The organism is Bacteroides xylanisolvens XB1A (assembly GCF_000210075.1).
Taxonomy (GTDB): Bacteria; Bacteroidota; Bacteroidia; order Bacteroidales; family Bacteroidaceae; genus Bacteroides; species Bacteroides xylanisolvens.
In genome coordinates, this window is the sequence record NC_021017.1 from 2,297,159 (window position 1) to 2,323,241 (window position 26,083).

The following is a 26,083-nucleotide window of genomic DNA, read 5'->3' on the forward strand; positions in this document are numbered from 1 at the left end:
CTATCACTTATTTGTTTTCTCTATTAAACTCAATGCAGCCTCGACCGGATCATCAAACGGAGTCGTACTGTTGCTCCAGGGAGATGTGATCCATTGCTCCTCCCATTCTCGGATTTTATTCCGGTCTTTTGTGAAATAGAGCTGTATACGAGGGATATAGTAGTCTTTAATCAGCCCGCTCCAGAAACGGGCAGCATAATCTTCCTGAATACCACCCCAACTTGTAATCAAGCGTTTGGCATTTGCTTCATAAGCATCTTTTTCCTGAAGAGTTGTTCCGCTATTGCGCGCAAGTTCCACCCATTCTTCTAATCGATATAAAGGATGAGAGGCCAACAGCCTGTCAACGTCCATCAACAAATCAACAGTTTGTTGCAGATTACGTTGCGCTGCGAGAACACGATTCTCCGAATCATCTTTCAAGGCCTGCTTATAAAAATTTTCAGCTTTAGCCGCTACATAATACGAAACAAACTCTATGAGGTCGTTTCTGTATAATTCAGAGCTTTTCAGTTCGTCAGCGCAACTAGCATACAAACGTATAGCCTGCAAGTAATCATCACTAAGGTCGATTTTACTGATCCGCCGTTGATCGGGTATTACGGTTTGCCAGGTAAAACGGGGGTATGAATATAAAGAACTATATGCTGTTTTCCGAAAAAGTTTCCAAGCTTCCTCCATGGCATCGGGATATCCTCCATAACGGGCCTCGCAGTATATCTTCATCCAATCGTCCAGGTCGATACTATCTGATGACCATCCCATATCGGCTAACAGTTCGTAAACAACCTCATTGTTTTCGAGTCCTTCAGGGGCAGAACCGAACCCAATCAAGTTACCTTTATTTGCGGCACGTAATGCTTTGACCGAGGAACTAGCATACATGTCCAAGTCTCCTGTCATGGTGTTTTTCCCGCCAAAGTTGGGTACATAGCTGAATATCCATTTCTTTCCGTAAAATCCATCATGTACTTTCCATGTTTGTTCGGTGCTCCATACCCATTTCGGATAATCATTGCCCAAATCAATGATAATCATTTTATCATCAGGTACATTGCTTAACAAGGCTTTAAGCGATTCTTTATCCCAGAATGAATGTTGATATCCGAATGTCCATCCCTGTGTAACCCAAACGGCATCCGGGTTTCCGGCTGCAATTGATTTATAGATCGTTTCTCCATACTCGGCCAATAACTTATATTTCGCTTCTTTATCTTCCTTATCGATAGGCAGCTCCATCTCATTAAAACTATCCGAGAGATAATACGTATTTTCTCCAAACTCTTTTTCCCACTCTTCGACAAACAGTTTGCCTATCTCTTCGAAAAAAGGTGAATCCGGTGGCAATACATAGGCGTTGTACTCTTCATCAAAACCACCCCACCGCATGTGCCGGAATTGTGTGTCGGGATGTTTCTGCACAAATCCTTCCGGCACGAAACCTGCAAACGCAGGCGCTATGGGCTGCATACCCAACTCGCGCATACGGGTCAGGATTTGATGCTGCAAAGCGATTTGGTTCTGTTGCCATGCATCAGATAAGGGACCGTCCCACTTGTTCAAATTGCCCATGCGATGCCAGGGAAGGTGTGCAGGGGCAGTGAAAAACTCACGGATTTCTTCTTTGTTCAATCCCATACGCAGCCATACCCGTTCCGCAATGGCTTCGCTGGCCACGGTAGCCAAGGGCATATTTACACCATAAAGAGCCATCCTGTCAATTTCCTTTTCCCAACGCTCCCAGTCCCAGTAAGGAGTAGTGTAGCCGAATGTACAAACATTAAGGAAATAGCGCAACTCATAAGGGGACACTTGTTCATACAATTCATAATCGGGCCACGGCATCACCGACGTTATATGTTCACCGCTCCATGTTTTCATACTCTTGCAGGCCTCTTTCATGTACGTATGAAAAGCGTAACAGATAGCAACGGAGCTACTTCCCCTTAGGGTAAGCCGGCCGTCGCTTGCTATCACTTCGAATATATCTTTACCGTCGGATGGTTCGATATATTCAAAGTGGATAGACTGTGCTCTTTCCCCAATCTGACGTTCTATTAACTGTTTGGCGGGGGTGATAATATCCGTCTTAGGCTTGTGGCATGAGCAGAAAAAAAGCGTTGTTGAAATCAATAAATACTTGATTATTGTATGTATCATAGAAAATCATAAATGTTATAAGTGAGTATCAATATTTTTTCTTCGATGCTTCTTTCACATATTCCAGTTCCGTAATAATCGGTAAATGGTCTGACAAAAGCGACTGAACAGTTTGTGTACTAATCACACGCCATCCTTTTTGCGGGTAAGCAAACAAGTAATCGATCTTAATCACAGGTTTCCATGCCGGCATTCCAAAATCATCGTTGCTTGCAGCAAACCAGCTATCCATACCACGTATTGCCTCCGAGTAATGACGCGCGTTGAAATCACCTCCCAAAATTACAGGATATTTATAATTTTTGAAATGCCCGGTAATAAATTTTATTTGCTCCGCCCGTGTTTCTTGAGAGTTGACGTCCAGATGCGTAGAGGTAAAAACAATGGTATCATTACCCATTTCGAATAATCCCTCCAGCATGGCCCGCCTCTCATGCTCTTTGACCGGATGGGGCAGCATTATCTTTTGGACAGAAATATATGGATATTTACTTAACATCCCAATACCGTAATAACCGGTAGAATAGTCAATCGTTTTTCCGTAAAGCCCAAACATCCCTGTATGATAGGCAAGTTCGGATATAAAATCCTTCCCCTTCTGATGCGGGGTACGCTTACGGTCTGTTTTGCTATCCACTTCCTGAAGCGCCACAAAATCAGGTTTGAAGGATTTGATGTGATGAGCAAGTTCCTCTAAAGATGCCAGTTCGCCAAATCTTAAATTATAGGTCATTACCCGCACCCGTAGAGTATCTTGCGCATAGGCAACGCCCAAAGTCAGGCATAAAAACAATAATAAATATTTCTTCATTGAATACATGGTTTCTATTTTTTTATGATTACTTTTCCCAGCCCGGATTTTGTCCTAACAGAGGATTCTTCTGACGCTCGGGATTAGGCACGGGCCACAAATAATGTTTCGTTGCGTCGAAGTAGCGTGCTCCGCCTTCCGCGGTAGACTTTTCGTAGATAACATCACCAAACTCATCTACTCCGGTATCGGGATACGGGTTGGCGCCCAAATCATTCATACAAACTTTCAGGCTGGGACCGGTGATGGCACGTCCAAAGCGAAGTTCGCCTTCACGCCAGCGCATCACATCGGCGTATCTTGTTCCTTCACCTGCCAACTCAATGCGACGTTCTCTTCTCAATTCGGTTTCGAGATCCATCCCCCATGCGCCAAGTTCGTCAAGGTTCATACGATGCATATTCACACGATCTCTAAGCCTGTTGATGGAGTAATCAATCTGTGTTTGTGTCAGTTTCTTGCCTTGTAGTTCGAAAGTGGCTTCGGCATAAATCAGCAAGATTTCGGCAAAGCGGATGACATTGAGATTCCCATGCCCACCCACACTCGAACCGGCCAAATCAATATCGTTATACTTTTTCAGATAGAAACCTGTACGGCTATTTGCCCCCACACGGTTATTATCTTGCAATGAAGCAAAACGAGGCAGATTAAATATCTCGTTGGCCTTATCCGTATCAGGATCACCGTCATCTCCTCCCGGCCATTTGTCACCCGGAGCATATAAAGTCATCTTCATTCTAGGATCTCTGTTCTGGAAATAATCCACATAATGCTCTTCAGGCGACTTGTATAACGATGAGGTCTGCACACCGGTCTTTTTATAATATTCCAATCCGGTTTTTGCCGGTTTACCGTCTGTACACAGATAAGCATCCACTAATGACTTCGTTGGATTGAGGCGTATATAGTCTGTCGGACTGCAAGTTTCATTGGGCAGACTTTGTGTACGGATTTCAGGTACAAAAAGGCTATATACGATGGCTTCGATATTTTTCGGATCATTCTCGACATCTCCTTCGTGATGAAATAGCTTTTCATATTCATACAGGCCATAGGGACTGTTTTCGATGATATACTCACTCGTTTTTGCAGCCAGTTCCCACCTTTCGTTTTGCAAGGCAATACGTGCCAATATGGCTAAAGCGCCCCAACGGTCGAGTCTTCCCAGTTTATCGCCCGTATACCTTTCTTCAGGCATACGCTCCGCCGCCCATTTCAAATCCTCGACGAGCTGGTCGATGACTTTCTCTCTGGGAGTACGTTCGATATATGCATCTTCGGGCTGGATGACTTCTCCTACCCAAGGTACATCACCCCAAAATGTCGTGAGGTAAAAGTACATAAGCGCCCGGATGGTTTTTACTTCTGCGGCATAAACGTCCTTCTTATTTTGAGCTACCTGCGCTTTATTATAGTTGTCCAGAAAATTATTGCAGCGATAAATATAGCTATACGCTCCTGTCCAATAGGTAGTGAAGGGGAAGCCGTCAGTATAAGAGTGCTTGCCTCCCGAAACCTTACTTAGTCCACTAGTAATATTCCCCCACATGACAGTTTCGGCCGTCGATTCACTCCAATTCACGAGATAGTCTTTTTGTAAAGCTTCGTAACAGGGAGGCAAGGCATTTTTAAGCTGATCTTCATTCACCCAGAATGTTACATTGTCCGGCTCGTTAGGGTTCGTTCTATCCAGAAAATCACTACATGAGGTAACTATACCAAAGAAAGCAATGATTAAAAAGTATTTTGAGTATTTCATCTTTATAGTCGTTTAATAGGTTAGAATGTTATTGATAATCCAAAAACATAGGTTTTTACTTGCGGATAGACATCTCCGCTGGTGGTCCTCACTTCAGGGTCATAAGCTCCGAAGTAATCGGTTTTAGTAAACAAGTTATCTGCCGAAGCATATACTCTAAGACTATTAATGCCAAGAGGTGCCACCATCCGGGCAGGAAAACGATAACCTATCTGAATATTCTTCAGGCGCAAGTACGATGCATCCTCTTTCCAGTAATCACTGAAGAGCCTGTTGTGCTCCTGCGACTGATAAAGTCTGGGATAAGAAGCATTTGGATTCATAGGCGTCCATCTGTCAAGATGCTCTTTTTTAGGAATTGAGTAGTCATTGATAAACGCATGTCGAGCCTCATCCTCAAGGTAACCGGCAACTTTGCCTACGCCTTGCAAATAGAAACTGAAATCAATGCCTTTCCATTCCAAACCACCCTTGATTGCATAGGTGTAATGGGGCTCTTTCTCGCCAAACACCACTTTGTCGTAGTCATCAATTACCCCGTCGGGAGCGCCGTCAGGACCACTGATGTCCCGATACTTAATATCTCCGGGCTGTACAATGCCGTTTTGTGATGCAACAAGAGGAAATTTTGGTTTCTGGTACTTACCTGTAGTTGTATTCACCGATTCGAAGTCATACACTTGCGCCAGCCCATCAGTCAGATAACCATAGAAAGCACCTATCGGATCACCTACCCGACGATACGAACCGGAAGCCGTACTGGTCAGCGACTCCGGAGTTCCACCCAAATCGGTAATCTTATTACGGGCGTCCGACAGATTGAACCCGAGATTGTAATTTACACTTCCGATCTTATCACGCCATGACAGATTAAGTTCCCATCCTTTGACATCAATCTTACCAAGATTGACATAACCTACGTTACTACTGGAAACCCCGACAATAGCCGGAACATCGGGACGAACCAATGCATCAATATTTTCTTTCTTATACCAATCAAAGTCCACATTCAGTCTATTGTTCAAAAAACTAAGGTCTACCCCGAAATTAAGCATGCGGATGGTTTCCCACTTGATGTCGGGATTACCGATTTTGTTTTGCCAAAGTCCCATAACAGGTGTATTAGAAGCTCCGATAGGATAAGACTCTTCGGTTATGATAGGTGACAAGTAGGGGTAGTAATTACCGGGAATGTTTTGATTTCCCAACTCACCCCAGGAAGCACGCAGCTTGCCCGAGCTCAATACCGAAGTAGCGAACTCCATAAATTTTTCACGTGAAAAGTTCCATCCTGCCGAAAACGATGGAAAATATCCCCAACGATTGCCCTTGGCAAATCTTGAAGTTCCATCGGCACGCAGGTTAGCTTCAAACAGGTATTTACCGTCAAAAGCATAGTTGACACGACCAAAGTAAGAACGCAAAGCCCACTCGTCTTTTGTTCCGCTATTCATAAAATTAATCATTCCGGCACTAATAACGTGAATATCCTCAACCATCACATTATCACGCGTAGCACCCAGTGTGCTTCTGTTTTCCCACTCTTGCGAAAATCCCATCAATGCTCCCAACTCGTGGCGTCCTATGGTCCTATTAAAGTTCATTGTGAATTGCAACGTTTGGGTCATAACGTCGAGATGGCTTTGTGAGATATAGTCCTTGGCATCTTCATTTGCTTTCAACGGGCTACCGTCCGAGTAATAAGACAACATCTTCGGGTTAAACTCATCCACCTGGCGGGTATATATATTTGCAGAGTACTGCATACCTACGTTCAGTCCGTCTATAATTTTGAGATCTGCATTGAAAATACCATTGAGCACACGTGTTTTCCGTTCTTCCATTCCCGACTCATAGGCTACTTGCAAGGGGTTACGCACCGAACCGTACGACCAGTTCTCACTATCCACCATTCGGCCATTCTCGTCAGGAATTTGCCACATGACGGGAAGTAACGGAGACATACGCTGTGACAGGCGGAATACTCCTGATGTGCCGCTATAACCTAAGTCCTTTTTATAGAAATCGACATAGCTCATCTGTCCGGTCAGTTTCAGACGATCATACACCTCCGTGTTTACACTGATACGCGCATTATGTCTTTTGGAACTATATCCGTCACCTACAACCAGTCCATCCTGATCCAGAAAACCATACGACATAAAAAATCCGGTTTTCTCGCTTCCACCCCGTGCACTCACATTATGCCCCGTTTGAAAAGCCCGGCTTTTGTATATTTCGTCAATCCAGTCAGTATTGGAATATTCGTTGGGATACAGTCCCGAATCATATTTATCGAAAGCCTCTTGCGTATAGGGCTTGGAAAATCCGGCAGCACTCATGGCTTCGTTGGAGAGTTCCATGTATTCCCTTCCGTTAACAAGTTCGGGCAATGCTGTGGGAGTCTGGAATCCGGCATATCCGTTATATTGAAATACTACACGCTCTTTCTTTTCTCCCTTTTTAGTCGTTACAAGAATAACACCGTTAGCGGCACGTGCCCCATAAATAGCTGATGAGGCGGCATCTTTCAGTACGGATACGCTTTCGATGTCCGAAGGATTCAATAAGTTGATGTCTCCCCCGGCTACTCCATCAATCAAGATCAAAGGTGCTGTACTACTGTTAATAGTTCCCGTACCACGAATGTTGATGCTGGGCACAGCACCCGGCTGCCCCGAAGAAGAAACGATACTAACTCCAGGCAACAATCCTTGCAGCCCCGTAGTTACGTTAGTTATAGGCCTGTTCTCAATAGCCTCCGCTTTAACCATAGATACGGCACCTGTTACATTCACTTTCTTTTGCACGCCATAACCTACAACTACTACATCTTCTAGGCTGACAGCATTCTCTTTCATCACTACGTTTACTGCCGTTGCTTTCGCTATGACGCTTTCTTCACGGTAGCCGACGTATGAGTACCGAAGTGTACTTCCATAGGGTACCTTGATGGAATACTGACCATTGATATCGGTGATTGTACCTGTAGTCGAGCCTTTTACCGATACGGTGGCTCCGATGATCGGTTCCGCATTCTCGTCAGTAACTTTACCTTTCACATACAGTTCCTTTTTCTCTCCTTGCGAATCAACAGGTTCAGTTTTATTTTGATATTCTTTATTATAAAATAAAATACTGTCATCCAGGAAACGGAACCCAATGTTAGTCCCTTTTAGCAAAAGAGTTAGTGCTTTGCTTACATCTGTGTCTTTTACCTCCAATGACACTTTCCTACTCGTATCCACAAATTCTTTGCTATAGGCTACATTCATCAATGCCTTCTCTGCTATCTGACTGATAGCCTCTTTAAGAGGAAGCTCTTTGATACTAACCGATATTTTTTGCTGTTGTGCATAAACAAAAGCAGTGACAAATATGCACATTAGGGTTACAATACACCTTCTGCCGGTGGATGAAAAAGGAGAATCTTTTTCCATAATATTAGTCTTTAAAGTTAATAGTTCAATATCTATTAGCTAATACACAAGAGGCATTAAAAAGTATTACGGCAAATAAGTTAATGAATATTAATTCGGGAAATATAGGAGAACTTGCCGGAAATCAATCCATACTTGATAAAAAAGAAAGAAAACACTTCAAAGGTATCGTTTTTAAAAGAAAATATAAAGGGGGGATATCGTATTTTCTCATTTAATGCATAAATTAGTGTCTTTACCTGAAAAAGAATGAGCAACATCCACCTCACATATGAGTGATTCCACCAGAACCCGGCTCAATCTGAAAATTTTGGGGATTTGATTCAGGGCAATCACACCCTTAAAAATAGATTCATTCCGGTACGGAAATGAACTAAACAGTAGCTTCCAATAGTCAGTAAGAGATAACCTGTCTTAATACTGTATTTAGTTTCCTGGCTTTTATAAATAATAATTAGATCTGCACTTCAGTTTTCGTTCTACTTAAGTCGAACGATAGAACCACTTAAGTTGAACTATCGCTCCACTTAAGTGGAACGAAAACTCATTAGGGAACGAAGAAAATAATAGTTCTAAGAAGAATTACTAAAAACTGTATTGCGTTAGATTAGTCCTTGTAACTATGAATTTAGCTCAAAATAGTACCGGAATGAATCAATTTTTAGGGATGTGATTGCCCTGAATCAAATCCCCCCAATCCCCAAGAATTACAACTGAGCCCAGAACTCTTGATACTTATAAATTCATATAGTTGGTGTCAAAAGGCAATGGTGTCAAGTACGCCTGACAATGGAAATGAAGGCAACGGAGAAGGTGGAAATGAAGGCGGTGGTGAAGCACCAGATCCGGCAGCATAAGAAACGGTATTAATATGTAAAAAATCGGGCTTGACATTGTTCAAGCCCGATTTTTTCTATTATCTAAAATACTACTTTCTATCAGTTAACACCTTTATCGAATCCCGTTTTATAATATTAGGTTTCAAAAGAATCTCCGAATGTAATTCAGTTTCTTCCAAAATCTTCTGCATCAACATTTTTACAGCAATAATGCCAATATTCTCCAGTGATTGTGCAATACGAGTAATAGGAGGGTTCAAATAGTCCAGATATAAGTTATCATCAAACGAAATGATAGACATATCTTGAGGAATTCTCACTTTATGCTCATTTAATGCTTTGACGGCTCCCAAAAGAATTGTACTACTTAACGCAAATATAGCAGTAGGTTTTGTGGTAGAGTTCAGAGCCAACTTAGTCTCAATATAACCATTCTGAATCGAGAACTCATTTCCTCTTATCATTGCGTTATCCTGATAACCAGCTTCGCGAAGCGCATCAAGATACCCGCGCACACGTTCCTTAGTTGTTATAGAAATATCCGGCCCCTGAATACAGAGAATCTTACTATGCCCCGATTCTAATAATAATTTCGTTGCCTGATAAGCTCCTATATAATTATCAGTAGCTACGTATGGCAAATTATGCTTCTCAAAATAGCGGTCAATTAGCACAATCGGAGTTCTAGTACTAATTTCCTCGAGTTTAGAAGGGTTTTCACCGGTTGGAACCAAAATAATGCCGTCTATTTTACGCGATAGAAGCGAATCGATAGCTTTATTTTCCTGAACAGGATCTTCCAGGGTATCGATAAGCATGACAGTATAATTATAACGTTGTGCTTCACGGATGACAACACTTGCTATATTGGCAAAAAAAGGATTATCTATGTGTGGTACAAGAAGGCCTATAGTATATGTCGTGTTATTGCGCAAACTTTGCGCAACTATATCAGGCTGATAGTTCAATTCTTTAACGGACTGCAAAATAACCTCCTTAGCAGACTGGCTGATCCTATATTTCTCTGATTTCCCATTTAACACTCTGGAAATCGTAGAGATAGAGTACCCAGTTTTCTTTGATACATCAATCAGAGTTTTCTTCATTACTGGCTGTTTTTTGCAAAAATAACATTTTATTTGAGAAAAAAGCAAGAAAAATATTTTGTTTTGAAAAAAATTTCTATATTTGCACAAACGATTGCGCATCGTTTACGATTCAATTCGCCTTAATACTTAATACTCATTATATGGACACAAAGAAGAAAATCGTAGTGATAGGTAGTAGTAATACGGACATGGTTATCAAATCAGACCGTCTACCAAAACCAGGAGAAACAATTCTGGGAGGAAACTTCTTAATGAATCATGGCGGCAAAGGAGCTAACCAAGCCGTAGCTGCTGCAAGACTAGGAGGAGATGTCACTTTCATATGTAAAATAGGGAATGACATTTTTGGAAATGAAACCTTGGAAATGTTTCACAAAGAAAAGATCGACACTACTTATGTAGGAATTACCCCGCAGGAACCGTCAGGAGTAGCTCTTATCAATGTCGACAAAAAAGGGGAAAACTGTATTGTTGTTGCTTCCGGAGCCAACGGGACTTTATCTATTGATGACATACAGCATGCAGAACCTGCCATCAAACAGGCATCCATCGTCATCATGCAGTTGGAAACTCCAATCGAGAGTGTCACTTATGCAGCCAAAATGGCGAAAAAAGATGGAATTACCGTTATATTAAATCCCGCCCCTGCCCCTACCCAACAACTGCCTGACGAGTTATTAGCCAATGTCGACATTCTTATTCCTAATGTCACAGAGGCTGAAATCATCTCGGGAATGCACATTACAGATGATGAATCGGCAAAAGAAGCGATTCGTTATATTAGTTCGAAAGGCATAAAAACTGTCATTATTACGATGGGAGCCAAAGGAGCTCTCGCCTATGAAAACAATGAGTTTATCCACATTCCAGCCTTCAAGGTAGAAGCAGTAGACACAACCGCTGCCGGAGATACATTCTGCGGCGGATTGTGCGTAGCTCTGTCTGAGGGCAAAAATCTAAAAGATGCAATTATATTTGCAAGTAAAGCCTCTTCTATTTCTGTTACCAGAATGGGAGCACAAGTATCTATACCTTTGAGAAAAGAAATACAATAATCATCCTTAATTCTGTTATTATGATAAAACAATGTTCAATCCACGGTCTATTGACAAGTATGTTGTTAATAGTATTTTCTTTGATGAGCAATGATGCTATTGCCCAGAAGGCAATAAGAGGTACAGTCCTCGATGAAGCAAATGAACCCATTATCGGTGCCAGTGTCCTTGTTAAAGGTACAACAAATGGTTCTATTACAGGAGTTGATGGAACCTTCAATGTAAAAGCGAATCCTTCTGATGTATTGGTTATATCTTATGTAGGTTATGCAACTGTTGAACAACAAGTAGGAAATCAGACACAGCTTGTAATACACCTGCGCGAAGACTCGAAAGTGCTTAATGACGTTGTAGTAATCGGCTACGGCTCTACCACAAAGAAAGAGCTTACAGGATCGGTTACCAGCATGAAGAAAGATGACCTCAATCCTGGAACATTCACCAATGCTATGGGAATGTTGCAAGGAAAAGTGGCAGGATTACAAATTATCAACCCGAACGGTGCTGATCCGACAGCCAAATACGAAGTATTACTTCGCGGAACAAACACGCTTTCCGCAGGCCAAGGTCCATTAATTATTATTGATGGGGTGGCAGGTGCAGATATCAGAAATATCAATTTTCAGGAAGTGGAATCAATTGACGTATTAAAAGATGGTTCGGCAGCTGCTATTTATGGAACAAGAGGTACGAATGGAGTAATCATCGTCACAACTAAACGTGCAAGAAGTGGCAAAACGGAAGTTTCTTATGATGGGCAACTCACCGTGGGAGTCGTTTCACGCAGAGCAAAACCTTTATCGGCAAGCGAATACAAATCTGTTATCAAGGAATATCGCCCAGAATTGGAAAGTTATATTTTTGACAGTGATACCGATTGGTTTAAAGAAATTACACAAACTCCGTTCAGCCATAAGCACAACTTGTCTATATCCGGAGGTTCCGAGAAGTTCTCACACCACACTTCTTTCAATTATGAAAAGAGCGATGGCTTGCAAAAGCATAATAGCTCCGAAAAGCTAATGGCACGTACCAATATTCGCCAGTCATTATTAGATAAATGGGTCGATTTGGATTATAACCTGAATATCATTCATCGCAAATACAGCCCTTCCTCTACAAGTGCTTTTATGCAGGCATTTACCCATAATCCAACAGAGCCTGTTTATGACGACAGCGATCCGGATGCCGGAGGATATAGCCGTATCAAAGCAATGGAATATTACAATCCGGTAGCGATCATTAACGAAAGGAACATGGAAAGTAAGAATGATAATTATGGTGCAAATATTCGTGCTACTCTAAACATATTGCCTATAAAAGGATTAAAATGGGAGAACTTTGTTTCATACGACAAGGAACAATATGAGACACGTGAATACTACACACATTATTATCCAAGTTTAATAGGAACAAACGGGCAAGCCTATATTGAAAACTATCAGGAAAACGATACACAATATGAGTCTACTTTAAATTACTCGAATATTTTCGGAAAACATTCCATTCAGGCATTACTCGGATATACATACCAGTATACTTACAGCACATCTGCATCCATGACAAATTCCGGTTTCGACTTCGATGACAACCAGACTCATAACATCGGAACAGGAACGAATCTAACTGAAGGCAAAGCCAGCATGTCGTCCAATAAAGAAGATAATACATATATCGGATTCTTCGGACGTTTTATGTACAACTACGATGATAAATATCTTTTGTCTGCTTCACTACGTCGTGATGGCTCCAGCCGTTTCGGTGACAATAATAAGTGGGGATGGTTCCCGGCTGTCAGCGTAGGTTGGCGTATAAATAAAGAGAAATTCCTCTCGAATGTCAAATGGATCGATGATTTAAAATTGAGAGCCGGATACGGAGTTACCGGTAACCAGGATTTCTCAAACTACAAATCTTTGATGATGATGACTACAGCCGGTAAATTCTATTACAATGGCCAATGGATCAATACTTATCAACCTGCAAGTAATGCAAATCCGGATCTAAAATGGGAGAAAAAAGCAGAGTTCAACGTTGGTGTCGATATGACAATGTTTGACAACCACCTCTCGTTCACTTTTGATTATTACAAACGGACTACATCAAACTTGCTATATGACTACATCGTGCCAACACCTCCTTATGTATATAATACCTTGTTTACGAATGTTGGAAAAGTAACTAATGAAGGAGTTGAGCTGACGATATCCGGTACACCTTTTAACACTAGGGACTTTACATGGAATACCTCACTTACCGTTTCGCACAATAAAAACAAATTGGTGAAATTCACCAATGATGAATTCACTAACGGAACATACAAAGTGGGATGGTCTACAAGTGCTGCCTGCTACACTCAACGTCTGATAGAAGGACAGTCATTGGGTACTTTCTATGGTCCTATATGGTTAGGAACTGATACAGATGGAAAAGATGTATTGCTAGGACAAAATGCAGACGGTTCCGTACCGGAAGAACAATGGGAAAAAATTGGCTGTGCTTATCCGGATGCCACTCTTAGCTGGAGTAATACCTTCAGATATAAGAAATTCGACTTGAGTTTCTCACTGCGTGCATCTATCGGCGGAGAAATTCTGAACAACTATGCGATGGAATATGAAAATCTAAGCAGCATCGGACTTAGAAATATCTCATCAAACTGGTTATCTCAAACGAATTTCACAAGTACGACCTATAAATATTCCTCCAAATATATAGAGGATGCTTCTTATTTAAAACTAGATAATGTTACCTTTGGATATACTTGGGATTTCACATCTAAAATGATAAAAAGACTAAGATTGTCTCTTACTGCACAGAATATATTCTGTATCACCGGTTATTCTGGTGTCGACCCAGAAGTTGCCCTTTCCGGACTGGAACCCGGTATGGAAAGTTTGAGCTATTATCCGCGTACAACAGAATTTACTTTTGGAGTTAATATAGTATTCTAAAAAATAAGATTACCATGAAAAAGACAAATATAATATTAAGTTTCGTTATCTGTATATTATTATACGGATGTACCGATCTTAGCGAAACTGTTTATACAGGAGTAGCTATGAATGACTTCTTTAAAAATGAGAAGGAACTGGTAGCCAATGCAGGTAGGGCATATACGAAATTACAAGGATACAATTCCGAACAAAGTTTATGGACGCTACTTTTACAAGCTTCTGATGAATGTGCTGTTCCCGCTTGTGGTGGTTCCTGGTACAGTAATGGACGTTATGAAGAAATCCAGACGAATAAAATTCCACCTGCAAATAAATTATTAACAAGGGGCTGGAACTGGATATTTAATGGTATTGCTGCATGTAATGAAATTATTTACGAAACGGAACTATCACCTATCCAGTTTGAAGGAAAAGAGAAGATTATAGCCGAAATGAAAATACTGCGTGCTTTCTACTATTACCAAGCCATTTCTTGTTGGGGAAACGTACCTTTCACAACTGACTACACGGAAACCGAATACCCGGAACAAAAAAGTCGTGAATATATTTTCAATTATCTGGAAAAAGAAATTAATGACAATATCGAGTTCCTAGACAGGGAGCCTTCAGATACTAATTATGGACGGGTCACACAAGCTGCCGCTTATTGTATTCTTGCGAAAATGTATCTGAATGCAGAAGCATGGTTCGGTACTCCAATGTATGACAAAGCAGAGAAAGCCTGTAAAGACATTATGGATATAGGTGCTTACAGCATTGAAGACTCCTATTCTACTAACTTTGACATTAAAAACGAAGATTCTAAGGAGAACATCTTTGTAATCCTTTATGATAGAGTATATACTAGTGGTAGCAGTAGTTCATTCTATCTGCATACGCTGACATTGGAAGCTGCATCACAAGCAACATTTAATATTCCGGCAGCCCCATGGTCGGGTTTTCTCTGCCAACCAGACTTTTTCCAAACATACGCAGAACAAGATCTTCGCAGAAGTCAGAGCTGGTTATACGGTCCTCAAGTAGACCTAAGCGGAAAGGATCTTGGTTTCGAATATACTCCTGTCTTCTCCGAAGAAAAATATTACAATAGCAACGGAGGACGTGGCACATACGATGGTGCACGCTGCTGGAAATGGCATTACCAGACTGATGGTTCTTTAAAAGAATATACAGTTAGTATGGACAACGACTTTGCCATCTTCCGTTATGCCGATGTTGTATTAATGTATGTAGAAGCTTTGGTACGACAAAACAGAACAAGTGAGGCCATCCAACTGGCAGACTTCAAGAAGATTCGTACAAGAGCAGGTCTTGATGCATATACTACAAGCCAATTGACGATTGATGAACTTTATGCAGAACGAGGCAGAGAACTGGCATGGGAAGGATGGCGCCATGAAGATATGATACGTTTCGGAAAATATCTGAAAAAATATTGGGCACACCCTGACCAAAGTTCAGAAACTTTTAGAAATGTATTTCCAATTCCTACGGATATTTTAAATGCAAATCCAAAATTATCTCAAAACAAAGATTATTAACCACAATTGGAAGGTTCACATAGAAAAGTGTACCTTCCAACAAATCAACCCTGATAAGTATGAAAAAACCAATCATCTTTTTACTTGTTTTAATTACTAACATCTTATTTATCTCTGCACAGAAGATTTCAAAGACAGAGTTAAAAGACAAAATAGCCGGAGCTTGGATCGGGCAAATGGTAGGAAACATATATGGACTTCCTTTTGAGAACAAGTTTGTAGATGAACCTGCCCCGGAATCCAGATTTCCATTCGGTTACACTAAAAATATAGATAAATTGCAGAAGTATAACGGTGCATTCTCTGATGACGATACTGATGTTGAGTATATCTACTTACTATTAATGGAGAAATATGGCGTAGAACCTACTTATGCCAATATGCGTGAAGGATGGGTGTATCATATCCGTGACCGTGTATGGCTAGCCAATAGGGCTGCACTCGGATTAATGCATCTTGGATTCACCCCTCCGTTCACAGGTGACGAAAATCTGAATCCGCACTGGTATCAGATCGACCCTCAATTGATTAACGAGATATGGGCGTATACAGCACCGGGAATGATTTCGTATGCTGCAGGAAAAAGTGATTGGGCGGCCCGTATCACAAGCGATTCGTGGGCGGTATCTCCCACTGTCCTATATGGTGCAATGTACGCTGACGCTTTTTTCTGCAAGGATATCCGCAAACTGATTACACGAGCCTTGAAAGAACTGCCTGCTGATGACAGATATGCGATAGCTGTAAAAGAGATGATTGCTTTATATGACAAATATCCTAAAGATTGGGTAAAAGCACGTCAAATCATGGCTAAAAAATATTACATAGATGAGCCAGCCATGACAAAAACAATCTGGAATGCTAATCTGAACGGATTATGCGGGATTTTGGCTATGTTGTATGGCGAAGGAGATTTCCAACGGACGCTGGATTTAAGTTGTGCAATGGGATTTGACTGCGATAATCAGGCAGCCACCATCTCCGGACTTCTAGGAGTAATGTACGGTGCAAAGTCTCTTCCCGAAAGTTTGACCAAACCTATCGAAGGATGGGAAAAACCCTTCAACGACCGGTATATCAATATCACCAGGTTTGATATTCCCGATGCTTCCATTGAAGACATGATTGAACGTACTTACAACAAAGCAATCGAACTGGTTTGCTCTAAAGGAGGAAAAGTGAAAGGTGATATGGTATATGTTAACCCTAAAGCACAATTCATTCCCCCGATGGAATTCTGTATCGGCCCGAATCCGGACTTGGAAATCGGACAGCCTACCGATTACTCATTTGCCTGCAGAACAAATGCTGATTTCAAATGGGAACTGGTAAAAGGTAAACTTCCGGCAGGAGTTACATTCCAAAACGGTAAACTGGCAGGAACTCCTACAGAAGCCGGAAAATATCCGATTACCCTACAATTAAGCGCAAATAACAAGAACTCAATCACTAAAGACTTTGAGTTATTAGTTAAAACCAAGAATATAGCCTCCAAGGCTGATACTATTTACGCAAATATCCGTAAACTGAACGAAGAGGTGCTCGATTCTTGCTGGATTACCTTTGGAAAACCGATGTACGCAACAAATGTAGAAGTAATTAATGACGGAGTCAAAGATGGCGTAGGATCTGTATTTTATTCATTAGCGGCCAAAAGTAATCTGCCTAAAATAGACTATTTCGGATACGGTTGGAAAGAAGAGCATAACATCAATATGCTTGTTTTAGATATGGGCTGTCTGGAGGAATTCGGAGGATGGTTTACTTCTCTAAACATTCAATATCTTGGAAATGACGGACATTGGTATGACGTAGGTAAATTCAAATCAACTCCGGCACTTCCCGAAACCGATATTGTATTTTTCCAACCTCCGTTTGCACAATATGTTTTGGAATTTCCGGCAGTAAAAACCAAGGGAATACGCGTACTAATGGATGCAAAAGTGCAGGAACACTGGCATAAATACACAAAGAATGTATCATCATTCATATCTATTACCGAACTAGGAGTTTACGAGAAATAAAGGAAGAGAAAAATGAGGAAAATAATTACGATATGTATCATAGGGCTTTTTGCTCTCAACGTACAGGCCCAGCCTGTAAAAACGTTAAAGTTATCTGATAAAGAACTTTTAGATAAGATTAAAGGAGGATGGGCCGGACAAACCATTGGTGTTGTTTTCGGAGCACCTACAGAGTTTAAGTTCACGGGAACTTATATTCAAGATTACCAGCCGATCCCCTGGGCGGAAGGTTACGTTAAATATTGGTGGGAAAAGAAGCCCGGATTGTTCGATGATATTTATAACGATTGCACGTTTGTTGAGGCATTTGATGAACTTGGCCTGGATTGTTCACAAGAAGAACTTGCCAAAAGATTTGCATTCGCTGATTATCATTTGGCCCATGCTAACCAAGCAGGTAGATATAATATCCGCCAAGGTATCATGCCACCGGCTTCCGGTCATTGGTTGAATAACCCACATGCAGACGATCTGGATTTCCAGATCGAAGCAGACTTCATTGGTCTGATGGCTCCGGCAATGCTGCCGGAAGCATTGGATATCGCCTCCAGAGTAGGCCACATTATGAATAGCGGTGATGGTTTTTATGGTGGTGCTTTCGTAGCAGCTCTTTATAGCTCCGCTTTCTATGAAAAGAGTCCTGAAGCGATTTTAAAAACCGCAATCTCTGTCATACCTGAAGAGAGTACATTCCATCAATGTATTCAGGATGTAATCAATTTCCATTCTTTGCACCCGGACAACTGGAAAGATTGCTGGTACTTCCTGCAAGAAAAATGGAACTGTGATGTAGGATGTCCCAAAGGCGTATTTCTAAACTTTAATATTGACTCCAAGCTCAATTCCGCTTTCGTAGCATTAGCTATGCTCTACGGTAAAGGAGACTTCACCAACTCTGTCGATATTGCAACACGCTGCGGACAAGATTCTGACTGTAATCCGTCTACAGTCGGCGGTGTACTCGGCGTCATGTATGGGTATGATAAAATCCCTTCATTCTGGTTAAACCCTTTAAAAGAAGTAGAAGACTTTACATTTGAAGGAACGAATATGTCGTTGGCAAAAGCATACCAAATGAGTTTCGATCAAGCTAAACAACTCATAGTCAAAACAGGTGGAAAAGTATCTGGTGGGGAAATAGAAATTCCAATCAAAAAGGCGGATGTACTTCCTTTAGAACAAAATTTCGAAAACACCTATCCACTCTATAGAGAACGCAAAGACTGCTTCCTGACAGATACATTTGAATTTGATTTCAATGGTAACGGATTTGTTATCTGGGGCAACATTTGCTGCACAAGAAGTATTACTCCCGATTATATCAATCGTGTATCTACACGCCACATCGGTTCCGAGGTCTTCGGATTGGCAGAGCCCAATGACCCTTACGTTGCTAAAGTGGAAATATGGATTGACGGAGAACTGGACCATGTAGCAGCTTTACCCATGAGAAATACAGACCGCAAAGTAGAACCAGCCTGGAAATACCTCATGAAGGAAGGAAGACACCACGTTAAAATGAAATGGTTGAACCGCAAAAAAGACTACATTATTCGTATCAACGACATAATGTATTATTCAGAGAAAAAAGAACATGATAGATTTTACTTTAATAAATAAGTTAAGATGAAAAAAGTCCTGATTAACATCATTCTACTATTTACCTTTTCCATATCGGGAATGGCACAAATAGAATATGGAAAAACAGTTGAAATAAGTAAAGAGGTACTGCTCGACAAAATTAAAGGAGGCTGGGCCGGACAAACCATAGGATGCACCTATGGCGGTCCTACAGAATTTAAATACAGAGGAGCGATCATTCATGAGAAAACTCCAATAATCTGGTATGATGACTATTGCAAGGACATCTTTGCAGAAGATCCGGGATTGTATGATGATGTATATATGGATCTTACCTTTCTGGAAGTAATGCAAAAAGAAGGGATAAATGCCCCTGCCGAATCATTTGCCAAAGCCTTTGCAAATGCAGATTACAAATTATGGCATGCCAACCAGGCAGCCAGATATAACATATTACACGGTATTATGCCACCGGCATCCGGACATTGGAAAAATAATCCGCACGCTGACGATATTGATTTCCAGATTGAAGCAGACTTCATTGGAATGATATGTCCGGGGATGGTAAATATCGCCTCCAATTTTTCGGACAAGATAGGGCATATCATGAACTACGGCGACGGATGGTATGGAGGTGTATACATGGGAGCAATGTATGCATTGGCTTATGTAAATAACGACATTTATACAATTATCACGGAAGCTCTTAAAACAATACCCGAACAAAGTAAATTTCACCGTTGCATCATAGACGTTATTAAATATTGGAAACAATATCCCGATGACTGGCGTAAATGCTGGCTGGAAATAGAAAACCGTCATGCTCTTGAGATTGGCTGCCCGGAAGGGGTATTCAATGCATTTAACATTGACGCCACTATCAATGCGGCTTACTGCGTGATGGGACTTTTATATGGCAACGGCGACTTTTTCAAAACAATGGATATAGCCACTCGTTGCGGACAAGATTCCGACTGTAACCCGGCAACTGCCGCAGGAATTCTTGGAGTCATACAAGGCTACAAGGCTATCCCCGAATACTGGAAACCGGCACTCGAAAGATGTGAAAATATTAAGTTCCCTTACACAGATATCTCTTTAAGTTCTGTATACGACATTAATCTCAAACTATTGAGTGATGTATTAAAAGCAAACGGAGGAAAAATAAAAGGAGATAAATACTATACCACGATTCAGAAGCCAAAAACCGTAGCATGGGAAGTTTCTTTTGAAGGCTTATATCCTTCTGAAAGAAGAGTTATCAAATATGATCTCGGTACAGAAAAAACATTTGAGTTCAATGGCAAGGGAGTTGTTTTAATGGGGATGATCAGACAAGATGTTAAAGATAGTAATGACAATTACATCGCCATCCTGGAGGCCTACATTGACGGCAAGAAAGTAGAAACCATAGAAATGCCTTATGACTACATAAAAAGAAAGTATGACATTTTCTATAATTATGATTTAGAGGAAGGACCTCACAAACTGGTTATTAAATGGATTAATCCAAATGAAAAATATGCCGTTCAATGTAAAGACATGGTGGTTTATTCATCCATACCGGCAGAGCCAATCAATCCTTATAAATAAAAGAGAGAAGCCATGAATAGAAAACTACTCCTATTATTAGCCTTATTATTATTTTCCTACGGATTGTCATCATGTTCGTCTGATGATAACAGTCCGTCCGAAGGCGAACAGACCGAGACACCGGAACTGTTTACCAAACGCTATAATCCCGATCAAAGTTTTTACAGCAAAATATTAGGACAAGAAATCAAATATTCCGTATTACTGCCTCAAGAATATCTATCGGAAAGTACGGGTAAATATGGAGTAGTTTTCCTTCTACATGGCTGGGGAGGGAACCAAAGTTCATGGGGACCTTCAGGTCTGAATATTCAAAGCATAGCTGATGCGCAAACCAGCAATGGTAGTATTCGCCCATTGATCTACATCATGCCGGAAGGTTTCAACTCTTATTTTTGTAACCGCTATGACGGAAAGTTCAACTATATGGATATGTTCATTAATGAACTCGTACCCCTGATTGATAAGCGGTTCCGAACAACAACCAGTAAGACGGAAAGAGCTGTTGCCGGGTTCTCTATGGGAGGTTTCGGGGCATTAAGTATAGCATCGCAACATCCTGAAACATTCTCGGTATCAATAGGATTAAGTCCCTCCCTAAATACAGATGAACAATACATCTCTTTGTCACAAGACGGTTGGAATCTTCAATGGGGAAACAACTTCGGAGGAAGCGGCCAGACAGGAACAGGCAGGCTGACAAGCTATTATAAAAGCCAATGTCCGCTACACTTTTTCAAGGATAAACCAAGTTCCACATTTCAAACAGTACGGTATTACATAGACTGCGGTGATGATGAAGAAAGACTATATGCAGGAAACGGTGAATTACATACTCTATTACGGGACAAAAATATCAAGCACGAATATCGTGTACGGAACGGTGCCCACACTGACAGTTATTGGCGTGAATCCATGAAAGAGGCATTGCCTTTTATCGAACGTTCATTCAAAGGAGAAAACTATCCGCAGGAAACTCTGAAAAAATTCACAGAGGAATTACATGCTACTAATAAAAACATAAAAGTAGGTAATTCCAATATCGAACTATGGTTACCGGATGACTACAATTCCGAACTAACTTACAAAGTTCTTTATTACAGCAAAGGAGAAGGTAATGTTGATCTTACAACAAAGAAGGTAGCAGTGGCATTAGATTCTCTTATGCAAATCAAACGTATGATAATCGCAGGTTTTAATGTGAAAGAAATGATTCTAAATGGAACAAATTTTTCAGCTATTACCGATGCTGTGGAAAAGACGGTTCATACGGAAAGCAATGCAGATTTCAGATTAGGATTAACATACGGTTCAGAAGCTAATTACTTATACAATCAGTCAACAGGCAATGCCCCTGCTATCAACTTTTTCTTTGCAGAAGACGCGGATATTATCAACCTTTCTGCCGAGAATCGTGCCAAAATCTATTATTTGGACATAACAGACGAAGGCAGCAACTACAATAGCATCTTTACTCTGTTCAATGGATTGCGAGGTGCAGAAGCTCCGGTGCAATATCGTGTCAGAAACGGACTGGATAGTGAACAGTCCGCCCAAACAGGTATTTATTCAATGAGTTATTATATTGGTGAACAGTTAATAAAGAAATAATATGAAGAAGATACTGTTATATATTATCCTATTTCTATCAGGTATAGATGGAGCTTGGGCACTTCCCATAGAAAAAGAAGGGATGAGTATTTACAGTCCGTCCCTAAAGCAAGAAGTCTCCTACTCCATTATCTTACCGGAAGGTTATGAACATTCAGAAACAGAATATCCAGTCTTATACATGTTTCATGGAATAGGAGGTGATTATACCAGTTGGCTCGAATACGGCAACGTTGCCCGTGTAATGGATAAAATGATAAAAGAAGGAAAGATTCAACCTTTCATTATGGTTATTCCTGACGGTTACCTGTCTTATTACAGTGACACTTATGATGGCAGTTCCCTTTATGAAACTTTCTTTATCAAAGAACTGGTTCCATATATAGATAACAACTATCGTACTCGCAAGGATATTAATGGACGCTCGATCATTGGTTTCTCTATGGGAGGATTCGGAGCATTATCCGTTAGTTTGCGCAACCGCCACTTATTCGGCTCTGTCGTTGCGTTATCGCCATCCATCCGTACAGAAAAACAATACATGGAAGAAGGGCCACAAAAAGGATGGGACAATCAATGGGGACGGATTTTCGGAGGAGTGGGAAAGAATGGTAACCAGCGCCTAACCAGTTACTATAAGCAACATTCACCCTACCACATTCTTTCCACCCTCCGCAATCCCGATTTAAAAGGATTTGGCATCATGCTGGATATTGGAGATAAAGAAGGTACTCTTTGCGAAAGTAATGAAGAACTGCACCGATTATTACTGGAAAGACAAATACCTCATGAATGGGAAGTACGTTCAGGAGGACATGATTTCGCCTGCTGGAATACTGCACTGCCCAAAGCATTCAGATTCATAAACGAATATTTCAATGGGAAGCAGTCAGGAAATAGTGAGAGTAGTCTTCCGAATGAGACTCCGTTTATCCAAACAGCCAATGCAACGGTCTATTATCCGGAACAGGCTCAAGGAAGCACAAGAAAATATCCTATTATCTATGTACAGGGAGAAATCAACGAACAACAGCAAAAGGTTCTCGTCAGTCAGTTTCATCAAATGGTAGATGAGAATAAAACATGGCCTGCTGTTCTTTGTTTCGTAAAAGCTAACACAGACCTGTCAGAAACAATTTCTGATATAGAAAAGCAACTCTCCGGCATCAGAGGTTCCCAACGTATGCGGGCTTTAATCACTTTGGGAGATAATATTAAAGAAGGTATAGAAGCTATTCAGAGAGAAAATTTGTTTACCGGCATAGTCTGTGTAAATGCCATCGGCAACGAGAATGATGCTCAAAATTTTATAAAAGCAGTCAACTCTCACAAAAGATATCCCAGATGCTGGATGGAGATACTACCCAAATCAAAAGAATATGGTTTTAGTAGTAATATACATATCCTTTTGAAAGAATCGGACCTGGAACATGAGTTCCGGTCAAGAAAATGTAAGGAAGCCAATGTTTTCACTTATTGGGAAGATTGGATACTATATTTAAATAACAGAATTCATGTTTAACAATTAAATACTAATAGTATGTTCACAGTAAACAGTTATTTATTGGCAGTTATATTCTGCATCGTAACCATGATTTGTTGGGGTTCCTGGGGTAATACCCAAAAACTAGTTTCCAAAAATTGGCGTTATGAACTTTTTTATTGGGATTATGTGATTGGAATGGTATTGTTCACCATCTTGCTAGGCTTCACTATGGGTAGTCATGGAGATACCGGACGTTCATTCCTGGAAGATCTGGGACAAGCATCAGGAGACAGCATTGGTTGGGTTATCTTGGGGGGCGTAATATTTAATGCTTCAAACATTCTTCTTTCAGCGTCTATTTCCTTGGCTGGTATGTCTGTAGCTTTTCCTTTAGGAGTTGGCATTGCATTGGTATTAGGGGTAATCGTCAATTATCTGGGAATTCCAACTGGTAATCCTTTGCTTTTATTTGGCGGTGTAGCTCTCATTGTTATTGCTATCATTTGCAATGGAGTGGCTTCCGGAAAAATGCAAAAGGGAGAAGAAAGCAGGAAAAACAACAAAAAGGGAATTATCATTGCATTAATTGCCGGTGTACTGATGTCTTTGTTCTACAGGTTCGTAGTGAAAGGTATGGACGTAGAAAACTTCAATTCTCCTGCTATAGGAATGATGACTCCTTATTCTGCCATCTTTGTTTTTTCAATAGGCGTATTACTAAGCAATTTTGTTTTCAACACATTAGTAATGAAATATCCTTTTGTCGGAGAAAAAGTCAGCTACTCCGAATACTTTAAAGGAAACACGAAAACTCATATATGCGGAATGCTTGGTGGAGCGATATGGGGACTTGGTTCCGCGTTCAGCTATATCGCATCAGGAGAAGCTGGTCCGGCGGTATCTTATGCACTAGGACAAGGCGCACCACTTATTGCCGCTATTTGGGGAGTATTTATCTGGAAAGAATTTAAAGGTTCAACGAAATCTGTTAATCAACTACTGGCCTTGATGTTTATCTTCTTCCTGGTTGGTTTGGGAATGATAGTAGTTGCCGGAAACTAATTATTAACCTTAAATAGAACAACATGAAAAAGTATTTTTACTTATTAGCCATGCTGGCAGTAGTACTAGGTACGACTGCTTGCAGTGATGATGACAATCATCCCAGTACAAACATTCTGGATAAACCGGAAGTTACTGTTCCTGATGTAAAAGAGAGTTCTGCTGTTATTACATGGAAAGCCATAGGAAACGCAACAGCTTATATTTATAGCTTGAACAACGGTAGTGAACAAAGTACTGACCAAAATACAATTCAACTGACAGGTTTAGAGCCGGAAAAAAGTTATACATTCAAAGTAAAAGCTCAAAAAACCGGATCAATCTATTTTGAAGATTCAGACTATGCAGAAATCACTTTTACAACAACCTCTGAAGTAACAGTTTATCGAATAGCCACTTTTGCGGACGACTGGGATAAATGGTATTACGAATATAATGATAATGGTACTGTAAAACGTGTATACAGGTTATATGAAGGAGAATTGGATAGAGAATGGCTCTTTGCTTATGATGGAAATAATATCACAGTGACAGGTAAGAACGCATATAACATGACTTTAAATGACCAAGGTTATGTTGCAACTTTTGTAGATGGTTCCAACACTTACGAATATACTTATGATGAGAATGGCTACATGACCAAAGTTGAAAAGAATGGCAATATTGCATCTAACATCACCATAGAAAATGGAAATATTATGCAATGGACCAGATTTTCAGATGGAGTAGAGCAGTTTAAAGTTCAGACCTATTCTGCCGTGCCTAATGTGAGCGGAGCACATTGCATCTATGCGGAAAGCAGTGGAGCTAGTCGTTGGCTGGTTGAAACTGGTCTCTTTGGAAAAGCTTCGGCTAATTGCCATACGAGCAGTGGTTGGCAACATTCATCCAGTACAGCTACTTACACATTCGAATATGACGAAAATAGTTGTATCAAAGAGGAAAGCAAAAACTATGACGGATATATAGAGAATTTCTATTATACATATTTCTCCGAATAGCACTTTATGAAATAACTAATTCATGGAGGTGTGTCTAGAAGTCTGGCGCAC

Annotated in this window: 15 protein-coding genes; 10 read left to right on the forward strand and 5 right to left on the reverse strand. The window is 40.7% G+C overall.

Translation table 11 applies throughout. The features are described from left to right. Nucleotides 1–3: 3 nt before the first annotated feature. The 5 genes from BXY_RS09405 to BXY_RS09430 all read right to left on the reverse strand — a co-directional run bounded on the left by BXY_RS09405 (nt 4) and on the right by BXY_RS09430 (nt 10,118). On the reverse strand, nt 4–2,160 hold the full coding sequence (locus BXY_RS09405) for an alpha-N-acetylglucosaminidase (protein ID WP_015531751.1): 2,157 nt from the start codon (nt 2,158–2,160) through the stop codon (nt 4–6). A gap of 28 nt (nt 2,161–2,188) precedes the next feature. Continuing rightward, on the reverse strand, nt 2,189–2,980 hold the full coding sequence (locus BXY_RS09410) for an endonuclease/exonuclease/phosphatase family protein (protein WP_004310723.1): 792 nt from the start codon (nt 2,978–2,980) through the stop codon (nt 2,189–2,191). A 19-nt stretch (nt 2,981–2,999) separates the two neighbouring features. Further along, nucleotides 3,000–4,733, reverse strand: coding sequence for a RagB/SusD family nutrient uptake outer membrane protein (locus BXY_RS09415; RefSeq protein ID WP_008642600.1), 1,734 nt, complete (start codon nt 4,731–4,733; stop codon nt 3,000–3,002). 20 nt (nt 4,734–4,753) lie between these two features. Then, nucleotides 4,754–8,173, reverse strand: a complete 3,420-nt coding sequence (locus BXY_RS09420) for a TonB-dependent receptor (RefSeq protein WP_008642598.1) — start codon at nt 8,171–8,173, stop codon at nt 4,754–4,756. Between the two features lie 928 nt (nt 8,174–9,101). After that, on the reverse strand, nt 9,102–10,118 hold the full coding sequence (locus tag BXY_RS09430; RefSeq protein ID WP_008642597.1) for a LacI family DNA-binding transcriptional regulator: 1,017 nt from the start codon (nt 10,116–10,118) through the stop codon (nt 9,102–9,104). A gap of 143 nt (nt 10,119–10,261) precedes the next feature. Here BXY_RS09430 and rbsK point away from each other — a divergent pair, with 143 nt between their 5' ends. From rbsK to BXY_RS09480, 10 genes are read left to right on the forward strand one after another with little or no spacing between them, the layout of a single operon-like run. Beyond that, the gene (rbsK, locus tag BXY_RS09435; RefSeq protein WP_008642596.1) at nt 10,262–11,176 is read left to right on the forward strand and encodes a ribokinase; all 915 of its coding nucleotides are present in this window, start codon (nt 10,262–10,264) and stop codon (nt 11,174–11,176) included. Between the two features lie 20 nt (nt 11,177–11,196). Next, nucleotides 11,197–14,130, forward strand: a complete 2,934-nt coding sequence (locus BXY_RS09440; protein WP_208946796.1) for a SusC/RagA family TonB-linked outer membrane protein — start codon at nt 11,197–11,199, stop codon at nt 14,128–14,130. Between the two features lie 14 nt (nt 14,131–14,144). Then, nucleotides 14,145–15,674, forward strand: a complete 1,530-nt coding sequence (locus tag BXY_RS09445) for a RagB/SusD family nutrient uptake outer membrane protein (protein WP_015531754.1) — start codon at nt 14,145–14,147, stop codon at nt 15,672–15,674. A 59-nt stretch (nt 15,675–15,733) separates the two neighbouring features. Further along, the gene (locus tag BXY_RS09450) at nt 15,734–17,698 is read left to right on the forward strand and encodes an ADP-ribosylglycohydrolase family protein (protein WP_015531755.1); all 1,965 of its coding nucleotides are present in this window, start codon (nt 15,734–15,736) and stop codon (nt 17,696–17,698) included. 12 nt (nt 17,699–17,710) lie between these two features. Then, nucleotides 17,711–19,318, forward strand: coding sequence for an ADP-ribosylglycohydrolase family protein (locus BXY_RS09455; protein ID WP_015531756.1), 1,608 nt, complete (start codon nt 17,711–17,713; stop codon nt 19,316–19,318). A 6-nt stretch (nt 19,319–19,324) separates the two neighbouring features. Next, on the forward strand, nt 19,325–20,872 hold the full coding sequence (locus BXY_RS09460; protein WP_015531757.1) for an ADP-ribosylglycohydrolase family protein: 1,548 nt from the start codon (nt 19,325–19,327) through the stop codon (nt 20,870–20,872). 12 nt (nt 20,873–20,884) lie between these two features. After that, on the forward strand, nt 20,885–22,483 hold the full coding sequence (locus tag BXY_RS09465) for an alpha/beta hydrolase (RefSeq protein WP_134993419.1): 1,599 nt from the start codon (nt 20,885–20,887) through the stop codon (nt 22,481–22,483). A 1-nt stretch (nt 22,484) separates the two neighbouring features. Then, a complete protein-coding gene (locus BXY_RS09470; protein ID WP_015531758.1) occupies nt 22,485–24,005 on the forward strand; it encodes an alpha/beta hydrolase-fold protein in 1,521 nt (506 codons plus the stop codon). Nucleotides 24,006–24,023: 18 nt separating this feature from the next. Then, complete coding sequence (locus BXY_RS09475) at nt 24,024–25,031, forward strand: GRP family sugar transporter (RefSeq protein WP_008642584.1); 1,008 nt, start codon at nt 24,024–24,026, stop codon at nt 25,029–25,031. Between the two features lie 23 nt (nt 25,032–25,054). Beyond that, nucleotides 25,055–26,032, forward strand: a complete 978-nt coding sequence (locus tag BXY_RS09480) for a fibronectin type III domain-containing protein (RefSeq protein ID WP_004296463.1) — start codon at nt 25,055–25,057, stop codon at nt 26,030–26,032. The last annotated feature ends 51 nt before the right edge of the window (nt 26,033–26,083 follow it).